This is a genomic window from Pedobacter gandavensis (assembly GCF_032677645.1).
In the GTDB taxonomy this organism is placed as follows: Bacteria; Bacteroidota; Bacteroidia; order Sphingobacteriales; family Sphingobacteriaceae; genus Pedobacter; species Pedobacter gandavensis_A.
On the sequence record NZ_JAVTSB010000005.1, the window covers coordinates 135526 to 150601 of the forward strand.

Consider the following 15076-nt stretch of genomic DNA (forward strand, 5'->3'; position numbering starts at 1 on the left):
GGAATTACTTAATGATTTCCCCTGTATAATATTTAGCCAGAAAAAAGGCCAGATCTTCTTTATATCCCCTACCCGAAGCCTCGAATTTCCAGCTGCCATTTCTTTTATATAACCTGCCGAATTCAATGGCTGTTTCAATAGAAAAGTCTTCATCTAATTCATATTTCGCCACTTCATCGCCATTGGTATCGTCTACAATTCTAATGTAAGAACTGCGCACTTGTCCGAAGTTCTGTCTTCTCGCTTGTGCCTCATGAATGGTCACCACAAACAGGATTTCCTGAATACGCTCATCCACCAGGGAAAGGTCTACTTTAACGATTTCATCATCGCCTGTAGCACTATTGCCGCCTGTAGGATCATCACCGGTATGAAACAACGCGCCATCAGGCGATTTATCATTCCCGTAAAAAACGAAATACTCTTCCGCAGGAATCATTCTGCTGCCATCCACCATAAACGCAGAGGCATCTAAATCAAAGTCATGCCCGGTTCCTTCATTAGGGTCCCAACCTAAGCCTACACTGATTTTTGTGAGGCCAATGTTAATCTTTTCGCCTTTACGTAAGTTAATTGCCATAATTTCTTCATTTGAACTTTTTAAAGTTAGTATGTTTTGCCCGAATGGCAATTCTATTTTGATATCTTGGCATAAATATTACATGCATCATGACAGAGGACTATTCCAATAAAGCAAGCAATGAGGAAATTGAAAGGAGATTTGACCTGGACGTAGAACGGTTTTCCAATCTGGATACCGGCCAACTGACAACGCTTGATGCTGCTTTAACCATGGAATTGTGTACTGAAGCTGCAAAACACGTGGTTCCTGAGGCCACAGAATTACTGGATATCGGTTGTGGTGCGGGAAACTATACCTTAAAAATGCTGGGTAAAATCAAAGACTTAAACTGCACCTTAAACGACCTGAGTCTTCCAATGTTACAAAGGGCGAAAGAACGGGTAAGCGCGGTCACCAATGGATCTGTAAAAACCATTCAACTGGACATGCGGGAGCTGAATCTGGAAGCCGATACCTATGATATTGTCTTTGCTGCCGCAACTTTACATCACCTTCGGGGTGATGAGGACTGGGACCTGGTTTTCAGAAAAATTTACCGTGCATTGAAACCCGGTGGCTGTTTTTGGATCTCTGATCTGATTAGTCATGATGCACCACACCTGAATTCGCTTTTCACCCAAAGATATGCGAATTATTTAGAGGAGTTGGGCGGGCCCGAATATTGTCTGAAAGTGCTGGATTATATCGATCATGAAGACACACCAAGATCTATCAATTATCAACTAAATCTAATGCAGAAAGTCGGTTTTAAACACGTAGAGGTATTGCATAAAAACCTTTGTTTTGCTGCTTTCGGAGGAATAAAATAAATCATGTCATTACTTCAAGATATTGCAGGGAACTACAAACGGTCGTTCTCTGGCCTGAGCAGGGAAACCTGGATTTTAAGCATTGTTATGCTCATTAACCGCAGTGGTTATATGGCTGTGCCTTTTATGGGCTTGTATGTTACGCAAGCTTTACACCGTTCTGCTTCAGATGCCGGACTGATCATTACCCTTTTTGGTGTTGGCTCCATCATGGGCTCTGCCGCGGGTGGCAAATTAACGGATGTTATCGGTTTTAGACCGGTTCAGATTATTTCGGCCATTATTGGCGGTAGTTTCTTCTTGTTTTTCGCCAGTATCACCCATTTTAATACGCTTTGCATCCTTGCCGTTGTGATCAGTTTCTTTGCTGAGGCCTTTCGTCCGGCCAATTTTGCGGCAATTGCCGCTTATGCCAAACCAGGGCTTGAAACCAGGTCTTATTCTTTAAACCGTCTCGCCACAAATATAGGCTGGGCCTTTGGCGTCAGTATGGGTGGATTAATCGCTTCCTATAATTACAGGTTATTATTTTATGTGGATGGTGCCGTAAGCATCTTTGCCGGACTGGCCATTTTATGGTTTCTGCCTAAAATAAAAGGTTACAGAAAGACAATTAAAGAAAAGGTTAAAGGTATTGTGGTTCGAAAACCCTGGGAAGATGTATTATTTATCAAATTTCTGCTGCTGAGCACCATTTTTATCATCTGTTTTTTCCTGATGTTCCGGGTTGTTCCCGTGTTTTTTAAAGAGACCTGGAAGATTGATGAGTTTATGATCGGGCTGATTTTAGGCCTTAACGGAGTGATTATCGCACTTTTTGAAATGGTCATGATCCATAAGATCGAAGGAAAGAAATCATCGGTGTTTTTTATCACCATCGGAGTGCTCTTAATTGCAGCTTCCTTCCTGGTGCTCATGCTACCGTTTGGCTCTCCCTTGGTACTGGGCGTGGTTTGCATTGTGTTTTTCACCTTTGGTGAAATGTTTGCCCTCCCCTTTGTAAACACTTTTGTGATGAGCAGGGCAAACGAATTTAACAGGGGCCAATATGCCGCCGGTTATATGCTGGTATGGTCTGTAGCGCAGGTAGTAGGCCCTTCGGCCGGATTTTACATCGCCGAACACCATGGTTATAATACCCTTTGGTTTGTCCTGACCTGCCTGTTACTGGCCTGTGCTTATTTGTACAAATTTATGAAAGCTGTAGATGCGCCTACTTTAAAAAATCCTCCCTTGCCGGAGTAAAGGCATCAATCAATGTTCCTGCCGCGATACACACACAACCGTGGATGGTATGCGGCGGGACATAAAAACCGTCTCCTTTGTTAAGGATCCTCTTCTCTGTTCCGATCGTCATTTCAAAGATACCACTATCTACATAACTCACCTGGGTATGGTGGTGCTCGTGTAAGGTTCCGATAGCGCCTGCTTCAAACTTAGCTTTTACCAGCATAATCTGATCGTTATAGCCAAACACTTGTCTTTGTATTCCATCGCCAAGGTCTTCCCAAGGCATTTCCGCTTCTATCTGAAATAATTCGCTTTGCATATCCATAGCTCAAATATAGTAAAAACGACAAGGGCTTTAAGAATAGAGATTGGGAATTGAGGGCTAGCTGAGTATAAAGGGGAATGACCCCCTTTTTTTGTTATGATTGAGCGCGTATGAATGTCTTTTAAAGTAAAATCCCTGATGCACCTCCATGCACCAGGAATCTTGTTTTATAGGGGGGATGTTCTAAAAGTAATCAAGACATTCTATTCCAGGAATTCTTTTACGCGAAACAGCGATATGGCGTGGTGAATGACTTGATATTTGTGGTTAATGAAATAATCGCCTTTAATCACTCTAAAACCCTGTTTGGCAACTCAACAAGTCCGGAATCCTCCATTACTGTACTGAAAATCTAGTTTTATCACCTAATTTGATTTATCTTTACAGATCCTTAATAAATTTCAGGCAACAAAAAAATGTATTACGTCAAATGTAGTTTTGACGTTGCGAATGTATTTTTTGATTAGATTTATTAAAAGTATTTGAATTACAGGAGGAGATCAATGGATAAAAAATTAAACTGCGTCATTATTGATGACGAAAAACATGCTGTAGAACTCCTGGCAGACTACATTGAGGCCATGCCTAATTTGCAACTGCTAAAGTATTTTACTGACCCATTACAGGCATTAATGGAGATTTCTGAAGAAGATAACATTGATATTGTGTTTATGGACATGGATATGCCTGGTATCTCCGGATTAGATCTTTCTGTAGCCATCAGGGCGAAAACGAAATACCTGATCATCACCACTGGTCACTCCAAATACGCCTATGAAGCTTTCGGGGTGCAGGCCAATGAGTATTTATTGAAGCCGATCTCCATGAGTAAATTCGCCTTAATGATCAAAAGGTTACTCAGTCTGGAAAATACCAGTAAAGCCCCTGCTCCCGTTGATGATTTTTTCTTTATCAAGACAGATCAGGTTCAGAAATATACGAAAATCAATGTCAAAGACATCATTACCATTGAAGGCCTGAACAATTATGTGAAAATCCATACCTGTTCGGAAACGCATGTGGCCTACCTGACCATGAAAGAGCTGGAATGTAAATTACAAGACGTCAACAATTTTGTGCGGGTACAGCGCTCCTTCATTGTTGCCGTGAATTATATCCAGAAAGTGGAAGGGAATACGATTGTATTAAGCAATAAGATGGAAATTCCTTTGGGAACTACCTATAAAAAGCAATTCCTGACCTTCCTTGCAGAGAAAACGATGAAATCCAACCGAAGTATCTCCGAATAGACTTCATCGCAGCATGTGAATTTAGCCGGCATCGAAAATAATGATGCTACAAGTATGGGTTATTGCAGTTCCATTTGTTGGATCAGTAACTGTAACTGTTGGAAAAAGCCTTGATTTGTTTTTTCTTGATTTGAATACAAATACAGTGCTTTTTTTTAGTTCGAAAGAGATCATTTCTTTTTTCATGATGATTAAGTTTTTCTGAAAATTAGAGGGGATCGACGCTCTTTCAAAAAGTATTACGTTAACGCCTTTTTTTCTTACATAAAATGAATATTATCCCAGCGGTCCTAATTAACTTCTTACGTAAATACAAGATCCATTTCATTGGCTGGTTCATCTTTATTTTTTACGAGGTAGTAATGATGGGATTAATAAGAAAACAATTTGCCCCATTTGGAGTATACGCTTTCTTTTATTTCCTGAATATTATTCAGTTTTATGTTCATGCGCATTTCGTGATGCCTGCGGCAAAGATGAAGACCATCCAGGCCCTCTGGAGACTCCCTTTACTCATCGCTATAGAGGTCCTTATTTACGATTGCATCAATCTCGGTATCACTAATTTCCTTTACCGAAATGGCTACTTAATTTTTAAAAATGCCCCGGATTTTAGTTTAGATTCTTACCTGAGCACCTCCTACCGTGGCGTGTATTTTATTCTGTTTGCCAGCGCCTACTATTATATCCTCCGCTATTTTGAGGAAAGAAAGCGTGCGGAAGAGAAGGAAAAAGAAAGACTGTTGGTTATTATTGAAAACCAGCGGATTCATGCCGACCTGATTAAATCACAACATGCACATCTGAAAGCGCAAATCAACCCGCACTTTCTTTTCAATATTTTGAATTTCATTTATACCAGCACCAGAAAAACGGCCCCTGATGCAGCGGAAGCCATTCTTGCTTTGTCGGAAATGATGAGGTATTCTATTGAGGAAGCCCGTAAGGCCAATACTCCCCTGATCGGAGAACTGGAACAGGTAGAGAATCTGATTAAGCTGCATAAGATTAAATCCCATAAACAACTCTATATCAGTCTGGAGTATGACGCGGAAGTAGAAGAAGTAGAAATCATTCCCTTATTGATGATGACCCTGGCAGAAAACATGTTTAAACATGGCGATTTACTTCAGGAAGCGCATCCCGCATACCTACGCCTGACGTACAGGGAAGGTCTGTTAGAAGTCGAAACCAATAACCTCATCAGCAAAAATCAAATGCATCCAAGTCACCATATTGGCCTCGACAATGTAAAAAAACGTTTAAAAGCAGCCTATGGAACTCATGCAACACTCCAAACAGCTGTTGTGGAGGAGCATTTTATCGTATCCATGGAAATCAATCTGGCTGCTGTGGAGCAAAAATACGCTTTAAAGCACTGTTAATCTTTGCAGTTCCATTTGCAGCTGTTTGTAGAGAAAACTATAAACGAGTAGCTCATGAGCCCTTTGATGATCGGAAAACAGCCGGTTGAGGTGCATATGAAACAGGCTGCAGAACAAGGCCCGCCTTTCTTCAACAGCAGTAGCCATCAGCGTAGCCCTGAAAGACGCTTGCAAATTATCCAACACTGAGCTCACTCCGCTTTCCATAGCTTGCAGAGATGGCTTAAAATCAGCCCACTCCCGGTTCACCATTTTAAAATCCTCCGTTTTAAGGTGATGTTCCTCTTCAAAAGCCCTTTGTACGCTCCGGATAAATCCCGGCAACGCTTTCTTTTCCAGCTGCAATACCGGAAGCATCGCTTTCATTAGCTGGATGCAGTTCGCGTAAATTGAGTAATCATCCAGATCATTGTCCAGTACCTCCAGCGCATAAGCACTATCGATGCTGAAATGTTGCTCGGTAAGTTCCATTTGCAAGGCTCCATAACGGGCAATCTCCCGGTAATAGGTTTTCATTTGTACGTCTTTGATCAAACCGCTGTGCAGGTCTCCGGTAAGTAAGTCCATGAGTTGAGTCATGTAGAAATATCCCGCCTCCTGATCCTTCAGTTGAATCCTCAACCGAAGGTGTGGACGGGGGTCATTGTACCGGATAAAAAACCAGGTATGAAAAGCTTCCTCATGCGCATTGATGAACTTTAGAATCCGCTCCCTTAACAGGAAATTACTCCGGTCCGGGTGGCCATAAATCTCATAATACAGCCAGTCTTTTCCGGGCATGATGACCGGATCAACCTTCAGCTGCTGAGGGAAATCTCCGGGAATATAACCTGTATAAATTTTCTCCTGATGACTAACCGCAAGCAAAACCTGCGTAAAGTAAGACTTCTTATACTCATCAACAACCTCTTGACAATCTGAACAAATAACCTCTGTTAGAACGAAATCGTCATATTGATTTGCATACTGTTTCAGGAATAAAAGATCGCTGGTACTGGCTTTATTAAAACACAAAGTCTGATCACCTGTTCCCACAGAAAAGTAGTTACCAAGTCCTGTTTTATCCAGCAGCGCTAAGGTATCTTCCACTTTCAGCTCCGCTCCTTTTAGCCGCCATTTTGCCGGAGACAGCACCAGGTTTTCATATTGAATTCTCGGATAATAATCTAATCCCGGCAGCAACTGCTGAACGTCAAAAAGGAACTGTGTTTGAATTCCCTGATGTTGCAGATCGCATAAAAACCGATATACCGCAAGGTCTGACCGGTTGTAATTGTAGGCAGAAGCGAGTCTGGGAACAAGTCTTTTTCCATATTTTTTTGAGGATAGAATGACTTCTTCCCCCTTGATGCTAACCATGATATCATGGAGCCCTATTAATTGTTCGGTACAGGAGTAATTGAGTATGGGTAATTCCTGGTCATAGATCTGCGCCCTGCGATTCACATTATCCACTCTACCTTCTGCCATATAGGCCATATCAAAGAAAATCACGTCTGGATTTGCTGCCGATTCTCCTGCGGCAATCGTTTTACAATGCTCCCTGAAGGGTTCGCTGGCCAGGGTAAAGCGCCCTGATAATGAATTTGCGGTACAACCACCAATAGCATCTAAGACCACCAGATCCCCCGCAAACCTCGCCAGCACACTAAAACTATTTCCCGGCTTTAACACCTCTTCTTCCCGTTTAGCAGGCATTAGATCCTTCAGTTGCAAGACCTCAGTTTTACGCCCGTTTCCTTTCAACATCGCTTTAACCAGCTCATGAGCCAGGCCCGTCCAGGGGATTAAAGCAGGTCCTTTCTTGCCGGAATACCCGCTCAGCTCTTCTGCTAACCCAGCCTCGGCGGCAGCCGAAACAAAAGCGCCGTAGCCAATCCCCAACTCCGGATCAAGGATGGTCATCAAAGGTACTTCCTGTCCTTCGTAGTGTTTATTAAAGTCTTTAATTAAACTATTAAGTCCTTCATTTACTTTAGTTTGATTTAATGAGAGTAAAGTGTTTACACAGGCAGGAAGATGTTTAAGTCCGGCACTGGAAAGCTCACCGGAAATCAATTTTCTTTCTGCAATCAGGTAATCTCCGGACTCGGGCGCTGCAGCTTGTCCGGTACGCCCGAAGTACTCCGGACCAATTAAATTGGCATTCAAATCCGTAAATAACAGCTGCGAATCGACCATTGCTTTCAGCATCCCCAACAGCACTTCTTCGGCAATCTCCTGCTCCAATGCAAACTCCAGTAATTGCGGATAAGCAACCCTTTCTGCACAGAAACTCAGTAGCTCCAGAATCACTTCGCTGCAGGCAATTTCCGACAATTCAAATACTTTTCCGCCTAAAGAAATGAAACGAATTTGATCAGCAGCGATATAATGACTCGAATTTGAGAAATAGAAGCGATCTGAGGCACTCAATTGCGCTTCGCTAAGCTCAGGAGCCTGATACCGCGACCAGTCCTTAAAACGGTGCAAATACTGTGCTCTGGACAACACCAGCCCTTCCTTACCTTGCCCCAGGCCAGCTACCGCAAAGCCGGCAAAACTACCAAAAGGTGTGCCCCGGTATTTGGAACGGTTGAAATATTTCCAGATCGTAAACTGCATTTTGGAATCCAGATCCTGGAGATCAGCCGCTTTAAATTCTTTTATTTTATCATAGAAGTCATTGGAGGAATGACAGATAGACTCTTTTAACTCTTCCCACACCTCAGATAGTTCATCCGTTATAGCAAAGGCCGGAATCCTAAGCAATACCACAGGACTGATGTTTAATTTTATGTTCATAATGAGCGATTAGTATCTTTTCTTGCTACAATTTCCTGTACATTTAGAAATGAACCTAATCTATTACACCAAATGGCCTTAGGTTTACGTTAACAAACTAAAACTAATCAGATTAAACCTTTTGTTGGCGCAAAGGTCAATTAAGCGCTAAAAGGAGTGCATTACACGCTTTAGCCTATGTAGCATGATCGTCATTTTAACATAAAACTAAAAATAAATATAGCTAACAATCAACTAATCAATACCTTTGTAAAAAAAAAGAAACACTTATAGGAAGAACCAGACTTAAATAACAGATTAATTATTCATAGCACTAAAACCCAAATCTATGATGAAATACCTTTTTGGTGGAGCAGGTTTGATTACTATTTCTTTAGCCATCACCGCGCTAAACCGGGAGTCGATAAGTACCCCAATTGCCTCAGGAACATCAGTTGTAAAACTAACTCCCGATAGTATTTACAACAGACATATTACTGAGTTGTACAAATCAGCACATCTTGCTGAAAGCGGATTGTCAGAATCCGTATTTGAGAAAGCAGTCACAGGCTTCTATAACCTTAAAAAATCAGGACAACTTTCTGAACACAAAGACATTTTAACGATCGCAGATTTCGACCAGAGCAGCACTAAAAAGCGACTATGGATCATTGACCTGGACCAGAAAAAACTATTGCTAAACACCTGGGTTGCCCATGGCCAGCGTAGCGGAAATGATAAAGCGACCCGTTTTTCAAATACAAATGATTCTTTTCAAAGTAGTATTGGCTTCTATTTAACCGCAGAAGTTTACCGCGGACAACATGGTAAATCCTTGCGCTTAGACGGAATGGATGAAGGTTTTAACTCTAATGCCCGTAAACGTTCTATCGTAGTTCATGGCGCCGATTATGTAAGTCAGGGCACGATAAATGCACTTGGAAGGTTAGGTCGCAGTCAGGGATGCCCTGCTGTACCACCAGAACTCGCCAATCAGGTAATCGATGATATTGAAGGTGGAACGGTGCTGTTCATCAATGTGAGCGATCCATACTATACTTCCAGATACCTGAATACGCACGTTGCTGCAATGTATGCAACCAATGATATCAATACCGTTCCTCAAACGGAGTTAGCAGATACTTCATTAAGTATTTAATATACAACACCATAAGAAACGGCAGGTAACCTAAGGTTTACCTGCCGTTTTTTTTTCTATGTTTCGGTAGATTGCTACCTTTGCTTTCCTTATAACGAGTTTATAGCTACTTATTAAAACCTTAAAAACATGAGCAATTCCATCAATATGCAGGAGATCAACCCAAAATCCTATAAAGCAATGTACGCTTTAGAAGGTTTTCTTGCAGAGAGCTCTCTGAGCAAAACCCATAAAGAACTGATAAAAATCCGTGCCTCACAAATCAATGGCTGTGCCTTTTGTCTGGATATGCATATTAAAGATGCGCTGAAAAACGGCGAAAGTCCGCAAAGAATCCACACCCTAAGTGCATGGAGAGAAACCTCTTTCTTTACTGAAGAAGAAATGGCTATACTCGCTTTTACTGAAGAAGTTACGCTAATACCTGGCGGTATTTCGGCGGCAACACAAGAACGTGCAGCAGCTTTGTTCACGGAATTACAACTGACGGAAATCATCATGGCCATTGTAACCATCAATGCCTGGAACAGGATCGCCATCAGTACGCACCTGAAACCTGTGCAGGATCCTAAATAAGTTATAAGATCAAATACCCCTTAAAAAAAAGAGGCCATCCCCGATCTTGCTCTTGTAGCAAGGTCAGCGATGGCCTTTTTAAGTACCCGATATTCCGGTTGTTTTATCCGGTATCAGATGGGTTAGTTAAGACTTTGGATTCAATACGTTATTTACGCGAACCAAAAGGTCTTGTAAATGGTATTTACTCAATCCGGTAGCCGTAGGAATAGCCGCACGGATGTCCTTAGCTAAGGCCACCATTTTGGCGCGGCCGATACTAGACACATCAGAGCTTGTTGGATCCAACACTCTCATCCCGGGGAAGCTGGCAGCACCCGGTGCCGGAGCAACCATTAGCTTACTTAAGTAATCTACATAAGCTTTCTGAAGGTTTCTTCTGTATACATCAATTGGTTTATGGCTGTATAATTCAGACCAGATACCAGTTTTAAGGTCAGCAAAAAGAAGGTCTGCAGTATAAGCCTTAGTACCATTCATCACTTCCGCATTGATCAGTTTGCTAATTGTACCAGCACTCATTAATCTGCTCAACGTATTCTTTTGAACACCTTGAAACACATTAACTGCGTTAAAACCAGTACGCTCTATCAATTCTTTGTTGATCAACCAGGTTGGACTGTTAAACAACTGGGCATTTAAGAAAGTCATCGCTTCCTTTTGTGTCGCCAATGGAACGGCAACATATACTGCACCAGCTTGTTCTACTGTTTTTGGCGTAGTATAAATACCTCCCACATTTTTAGTCACATGACCCATGTAACGACCATATTGAGAAATCACCTCACTGTAAAATGTACTTGCATTCTCGTAACCTTCATTAGCCTCTTTAGTCCAGGTTAACAGATTAGGAAGAATACGTTTTAAGTTTTTAATACCATAAGCAGAAGCTAACATGGCATTATCCCCTAAATCTTCATTCTGATTACGTGGATCATTAGGGTCAGATTCTGTACCAAAAACCAAACGTTTGTTTGCCGTAATTCTGTTCATGATCTCTTTATTCGAAGCAGGAAGTTCTTCTTCAGGGCCTTTAAATTCAGGCTTCCATTTGTATCCCCATTCGATTGCCCAAAGGTCATAATCACCGATTCTTGGGAAAATCCCTTTAGAACTGATGTGATCTTCCGGTTGCGCAACATAGTTGAAACGTGCGTAATCCATGATAGATGGCGTGTGACCGTTTTTCTCTACCCATTGTTTGTTTCTCAGATTCTCTACCGGTACAGTTGCCGAAGAACCAAAGTTATGGCGTAATCCAAGCGTATGACCAATCTCATGAGAAGAAACGAAACGAATCAATTCCCCCATCAGCTTGTCATCAAACTTCATTTTACGAGCTTCAGGATCTACTGCCCCTGCCTGAATCAGGTACCAGTTTCTCAGGATTAACATCACATTGTGATACCAGTTCACATGCGTTTCCAGAATTTCTCCGGTACGTGGATCATGAACGTGTGGTCCGCTGGCATTAGGAATATCAGAAGGTTTGTAAATAATCACATTATGTCTGGCATCCTCAATGCTCCATGATGGATCTGAAGGGGCTTCTTTAGCCACAATCGCATTTTTGAAACCTGCATTTTCGAAAGCAATCTGCCAGTCGTTTACACCTTGCATCAAATAAGGAACCCATTTTTTTGGTGTTGCCGGATCGATATAATAAACGATTTGCTTTTTAGGCTCTACCAACTCACCTCTTTTGTATTTCTCAATATCTTCATCTTTTGGTTCTAATCTCCATCTGGTGATCAAAGAAAGGTCTTTAACACCTTGTGGGTTCGAGTCAAAATCTACATAACGAGTGGCAAAATAACCTACACGAGGATCAAAATACCTGGCTTTCATTTGCTTTCCAGGTAGCAACACCATCGAACTGTTCAGTTCATAAGTTGCCGGGGTAGCAGCAGGCGGCCCCATCATACCTGGAGTTGCAGGTGCAGACTTCATATAGGTTTTCAAGGTACGGATCTCAATGTTCATTGGATAAGCCTTGATTTCTTTGATATAACTCCTGTCCGGCATCAAACCAGTTAAGTTTAAAGCTTTCTTCACTGATGGATCAAAGAAGAAAATTTCATTGTCGCCATTCATGTATTCTGTAACATCAATAACCACACCTTTAGCACCGGACACCGAATCCTTAGATAAGGCTTTAACGTCAAATGAAGCTACTAAAGGCTGCAAATTTGAATTCAATACAGATTTATATAAACCAGTGGTATCCTGCGAACGCTCCGCATAAGAAATACTCTTTAGAAACAATTTGTTGGCCGGGCCTTTCTGGAAGGAAATCACATTATCGTTAATCTGATCACCACCATATCCCATCATTTGAGAACGGTTTCCTGCTGCGGCTTTACTGATTCTATTGACTACTAAAATCTCTCTATCCATTAAAGAATCAGGAATTTCGAAGAAATAACGATCTTCTATCGTATGCACTTTAAAAAGCCCCTTGTCCGTTTTTGCTTTAGCAGTAATCACTTCTGCATACGGCTTAGGACCAGTAGCTGCCGGTCGGTTTACCGGACTTGGAGGTCCTGCTGGTACTACAGCTCCTTTTTTAGGGTTTTTCTGTTGGGAGAAACCCTGAACTCCAGCGCCTAGAAGCACCAGTGTAATCAAACTTAATTGTTTCATTCTTAGTAATTGGTTTATATTTTTCTAAATTATCTATTTTATAGATGTTCTTTCCATAGGAGACGAAGAATAACAGTTTTTTTACCATCGAAACTAAATGGCCGTTTACTAAAATGATGACCTGCATCCACAGGCCATCATTTACGACTATTAACTATTAAACCTAATATTTCAATTATTCATTGAAACTATTTAAGCCACTATTGAGGAATTTAAGGTATTCCTCTGCATTATAATTTGCACCTGTAGGCTGCACCAGCAACTTTTCGTCGTGCCCAAGTAGCACATAATAAGGTTGTGAGTTGGAATTAAACTTCGCGGCCTGAAAGTCGCTCCATTTGTTTCCTATCGTATTTACGGCTTTGCCGCTAAATGTTGAAGTAAATTTCTCATTGGCTTCCAATTCTGTTTTATCATCTACATATAACTGTATGATCACAAAATCATTGCTCAATCGATTGTAAACCGCTTTATCTGGCCAAACATTGGCTTCCATCTTGCGACAATTCACACAGGCATGACCTGTGAAATCAATCATCACCGGCTTGTTTACCTTTTTAGCATAGGCCATTCCCTCTGCGTAATCAAAGAAAACATTCAGGTTTAATGGCGCATGAAAGATATCAGCATATTTATGAGGTCCTTCTTCGTGTTTTACATTAGAACTGGTACTCCCACCGGTTAAAGTTGGGGTGTACAAATCAAAGTCCTGAGTAGCTTGCGGAGGCAAAAAGGCCGAGATCGACTTTAATGGCGCACCCCATAAACCAGGGATCATATAAACAGTAAAAGATAAAACCACTACTGAAATCATTAACCTCGGAACAGAGATGAAATTAACCGGACTATCATGAGAAAACTTTAATTTCCCCAACAGATACAAGCCCATTAGTCCGAAAATCACAATCCATAAGACCAGGAATACCTCTCTGTCGAACCAGTTCCAATGATACGCAAGATCTACATTACTTAAGAACTTCATCGCTAAAGCCAGTTCCAGGAAACCCAGCACTACTTTCACACTGTTTAACCAACCACCTGATTTAGGCAAAGCGCTTAACCAGGACGGGAACAAAGCAAATAAGGCAAAAGGAATCGCCAGGGCAAAAGAGAAACCGAACATTCCGATTGCAGGTCCTAATAAAGCGCCACTAGTTGCCGCCTGAACTAATAAAGTGCCGATAATCGGACCAGTACAGGAGAAAGAAACCAGTGCAAGGGTTCCTGCCATGAAAAACAAACCGGCAAGACCACCTTTATCAGAATTCGCATCCATTTTATTTACCCAGGAAGAAGGCAAAGTAATTTCAAATGCCCCTAAAAAGGAAACTGCAAAGATCAATAGTAAAATAAAGAACAGGAAGTTGAAAATACCATTGGTAGAAAGGCTGTTCAAAGCATCGGCACCAAAGATAACCGTCACCAATAGCCCCAGGACCACATAAATGACGATGATCGAAAGGCCATAAAACGCAGCACGGCTCACCGCTTTCCCTTTAGTCTGACTCCCTTTAGTAAAGAAACTCACCGTTAAGGGTAACATCGGAAAAATACAAGGCATCAATAAGGCCGCTAAACCACCGATAAAACCGGCAATAAAGATCCCCGTCAGCCCTTGTTTTTCTTCCTGCGCCGGAGCTACAGTACTAGCATCCTTCGCTAAAAGGCCATCTTTTCCTTTAAGCGAATCCTTTGCAGCAACTACAACGGTTGCCGTAATGCTATCTTTTACAGGTACTTCTTCCTTAATTTCAGTAAATTCAAGGTCGTTAATAGCAGTATCTGCCTGTTGTGAAAAGGCGGTAGTTACCGAACAAAAAAGCAATAAGAGTCCCAGGACGAGCGTTTTAAGGCTCGTCTGATCATATTTAAAAGTCATATTTTGTTTATTTTACTGGAATCGAAAATTGAACAGTTTCCGGAGGTAGACATTGTGATTCATCACAAACCATAAATTCCAAAGTTCCTTTAACAATAGCACTTGCGCCTGTTAATTTAATTTTTTGTTGAAAGATGGCTCCGTTTTCGAAGTAACCAACGTTCATGTCAAATGCTTTCTCAAATTTCGTGATCGGCTTTGGTTCTATTGTTTTTCCAACCAGCTTATAAGTACTTGAAGGAGCAAAAGTAAAAGATGTTTTTACCGGTCCGCCATCAGGGATGTTTTGTGAATAAAGGTGCCATCCGTCCTCAATTGTAGCTTTTATGTATAAGGTAGCTTCTGTTTTAGAGGTTCTTTTTGCGGCATAACTCCACTTCACTGGCTTCAGAATCTGGCTGCTCGCTGTCATGCTGAAAAGCAAGGCAACAGCAAATAAGAATAGATTTTTCATATTGTTGTTTTTATGTGTGT

13 protein-coding genes are annotated in these 15076 nt (G+C 41.5%); 6 read left to right on the forward strand and 7 right to left on the reverse strand.

Features of this window, described 5'->3' with window-relative positions; genetic code table 11:
- Window positions 1-4: 4 nt before the first annotated feature.
- Window positions 5-580: a TerD family protein gene (locus R2Q66_RS10020; RefSeq protein ID WP_316748420.1), complete on the reverse strand. Its 576-nt coding sequence runs from the start codon at window positions 578-580 to the stop codon at window positions 5-7.
- A gap of 89 nt (window positions 581-669) precedes the next feature.
- Between R2Q66_RS10020 and R2Q66_RS10025 the strand changes: the two genes are divergently transcribed.
- Together R2Q66_RS10025 and R2Q66_RS10030 are read left to right on the forward strand one after the other, a co-directional pair.
- A complete protein-coding gene (locus R2Q66_RS10025; RefSeq protein ID WP_316748423.1) occupies window positions 670-1392 on the forward strand; it encodes a methyltransferase domain-containing protein in 723 nt (240 codons plus the stop codon).
- A 3-nt stretch (window positions 1393-1395) separates the two neighbouring features.
- Window positions 1396-2637 (forward strand): MFS transporter, encoded by a 1242-nt coding sequence (locus R2Q66_RS10030; RefSeq protein ID WP_316748425.1) that lies wholly within the window; start codon window positions 1396-1398, stop codon window positions 2635-2637.
- Here the strand turns inward: R2Q66_RS10030 and R2Q66_RS10035 are convergent.
- Window positions 2606-2947: a cupin domain-containing protein gene (locus R2Q66_RS10035; protein ID WP_410479405.1), complete on the reverse strand. Its 342-nt coding sequence runs from the start codon at window positions 2945-2947 to the stop codon at window positions 2606-2608. The two genes, R2Q66_RS10030 and R2Q66_RS10035, sit on opposite strands and share 32 nt — an antisense overlap.
- A gap of 503 nt (window positions 2948-3450) precedes the next feature.
- On the opposite strand from R2Q66_RS10035, the gene R2Q66_RS10040 reads away from it, so the two are divergent.
- A complete protein-coding gene (locus R2Q66_RS10040) occupies window positions 3451-4197 on the forward strand; it encodes a LytTR family DNA-binding domain-containing protein (protein ID WP_316748427.1) in 747 nt (248 codons plus the stop codon).
- Window positions 4198-4218: 21 nt separating this feature from the next.
- On the opposite strand, the gene R2Q66_RS10045 is transcribed toward R2Q66_RS10040, so the two are convergent.
- Window positions 4219-4383 (reverse strand): hypothetical protein, encoded by a 165-nt coding sequence (locus R2Q66_RS10045; protein WP_316748429.1) that lies wholly within the window; start codon window positions 4381-4383, stop codon window positions 4219-4221.
- Window positions 4384-4559: 176 nt separating this feature from the next.
- On the opposite strand from R2Q66_RS10045, the gene R2Q66_RS10050 reads away from it, so the two are divergent.
- Window positions 4560-5582 carry a sensor histidine kinase gene (locus tag R2Q66_RS10050; RefSeq protein WP_316748431.1) on the forward strand — a complete coding sequence of 341 codons (1023 nt, stop codon included), beginning with the start codon at window positions 4560-4562 and terminating at the stop codon, window positions 5580-5582.
- Here R2Q66_RS10050 and R2Q66_RS10055 read toward each other — a convergent pair.
- Entirely contained in the window at window positions 5568-8366 is a 2799-nt protein-coding gene (locus R2Q66_RS10055) for a thiopeptide-type bacteriocin biosynthesis protein (RefSeq protein WP_316748433.1), read from the reverse strand. The two genes, R2Q66_RS10050 and R2Q66_RS10055, sit on opposite strands and share 15 nt — an antisense overlap.
- A gap of 328 nt (window positions 8367-8694) precedes the next feature.
- Between R2Q66_RS10055 and R2Q66_RS10060 the strand changes: the two genes are divergently transcribed.
- Window positions 8695-9504 carry a murein L,D-transpeptidase catalytic domain family protein gene (locus R2Q66_RS10060; RefSeq protein WP_316748436.1) on the forward strand — a complete coding sequence of 270 codons (810 nt, stop codon included), beginning with the start codon at window positions 8695-8697 and terminating at the stop codon, window positions 9502-9504.
- A gap of 129 nt (window positions 9505-9633) precedes the next feature.
- On the forward strand, window positions 9634-10080 hold the full coding sequence (locus R2Q66_RS10065; protein WP_316748438.1) for a carboxymuconolactone decarboxylase family protein: 447 nt from the start codon (window positions 9634-9636) through the stop codon (window positions 10078-10080).
- A gap of 126 nt (window positions 10081-10206) precedes the next feature.
- Here R2Q66_RS10065 and R2Q66_RS10070 read toward each other — a convergent pair whose 3' ends face one another.
- From R2Q66_RS10070 to R2Q66_RS10080, 3 genes are all read right to left on the reverse strand, one after another.
- On the reverse strand, window positions 10207-12723 hold the full coding sequence (locus R2Q66_RS10070) for a zinc-dependent metalloprotease (protein ID WP_316748439.1): 2517 nt from the start codon (window positions 12721-12723) through the stop codon (window positions 10207-10209).
- Window positions 12724-12898: 175 nt separating this feature from the next.
- Complete coding sequence (locus R2Q66_RS10075) at window positions 12899-14602, reverse strand: protein-disulfide reductase DsbD family protein (protein ID WP_316748440.1); 1704 nt, start codon at window positions 14600-14602, stop codon at window positions 12899-12901.
- Window positions 14603-14609: 7 nt separating this feature from the next.
- Window positions 14610-15056: a protein-disulfide reductase DsbD N-terminal domain-containing protein gene (locus R2Q66_RS10080; RefSeq protein WP_316748441.1), complete on the reverse strand. Its 447-nt coding sequence runs from the start codon at window positions 15054-15056 to the stop codon at window positions 14610-14612.
- Between the last annotated feature and the right edge of the window lie 20 nt (window positions 15057-15076).

What these genes read in the sequence shown, in the direction of transcription:
- R2Q66_RS10040 (WP_316748427.1), top strand. Translation starts at nt 3,451, where the DNA reads ATGGATAAAAAATTAAACTGCGTCATTATTGATGACGAAAAACATGCT.
- R2Q66_RS10070 (WP_316748439.1), bottom strand. Translation starts at nt 12,723, where the DNA reads ATGAAACAATTAAGTTTGATTACACTGGTGCTTCTAGGCGCTGGAGTT.
- R2Q66_RS10025 (WP_316748423.1), top strand. Translation starts at nt 670, where the DNA reads ATGACAGAGGACTATTCCAATAAAGCAAGCAATGAGGAAATTGAAAGG.
- R2Q66_RS10050 (WP_316748431.1), top strand. Translation starts at nt 4,560, where the DNA reads ATGATGGGATTAATAAGAAAACAATTTGCCCCATTTGGAGTATACGCT.
- R2Q66_RS10020 (WP_316748420.1), bottom strand. Translation starts at nt 580, where the DNA reads ATGGCAATTAACTTACGTAAAGGCGAAAAGATTAACATTGGCCTCACA.
- R2Q66_RS10075 (WP_316748440.1), bottom strand. Translation starts at nt 14,602, where the DNA reads ATGACTTTTAAATATGATCAGACGAGCCTTAAAACGCTCGTCCTGGGA.
- R2Q66_RS10065 (WP_316748438.1), top strand. Translation starts at nt 9,634, where the DNA reads ATGAGCAATTCCATCAATATGCAGGAGATCAACCCAAAATCCTATAAA.
- R2Q66_RS10080 (WP_316748441.1), bottom strand. Translation starts at nt 15,056, where the DNA reads ATGAAAAATCTATTCTTATTTGCTGTTGCCTTGCTTTTCAGCATGACA.
- R2Q66_RS10055 (WP_316748433.1), bottom strand. Translation starts at nt 8,366, where the DNA reads ATGAACATAAAATTAAACATCAGTCCTGTGGTATTGCTTAGGATTCCG.
- R2Q66_RS10030 (WP_316748425.1), top strand. Translation starts at nt 1,396, where the DNA reads ATGTCATTACTTCAAGATATTGCAGGGAACTACAAACGGTCGTTCTCT.
- R2Q66_RS10045 (WP_316748429.1), bottom strand. Translation starts at nt 4,383, where the DNA reads ATGAAAAAAGAAATGATCTCTTTCGAACTAAAAAAAAGCACTGTATTT.
- R2Q66_RS10060 (WP_316748436.1), top strand. Translation starts at nt 8,695, where the DNA reads ATGATGAAATACCTTTTTGGTGGAGCAGGTTTGATTACTATTTCTTTA.
- R2Q66_RS10035 (WP_410479405.1), bottom strand. Translation starts at nt 2,947, where the DNA reads ATGGATATGCAAAGCGAATTATTTCAGATAGAAGCGGAAATGCCTTGG.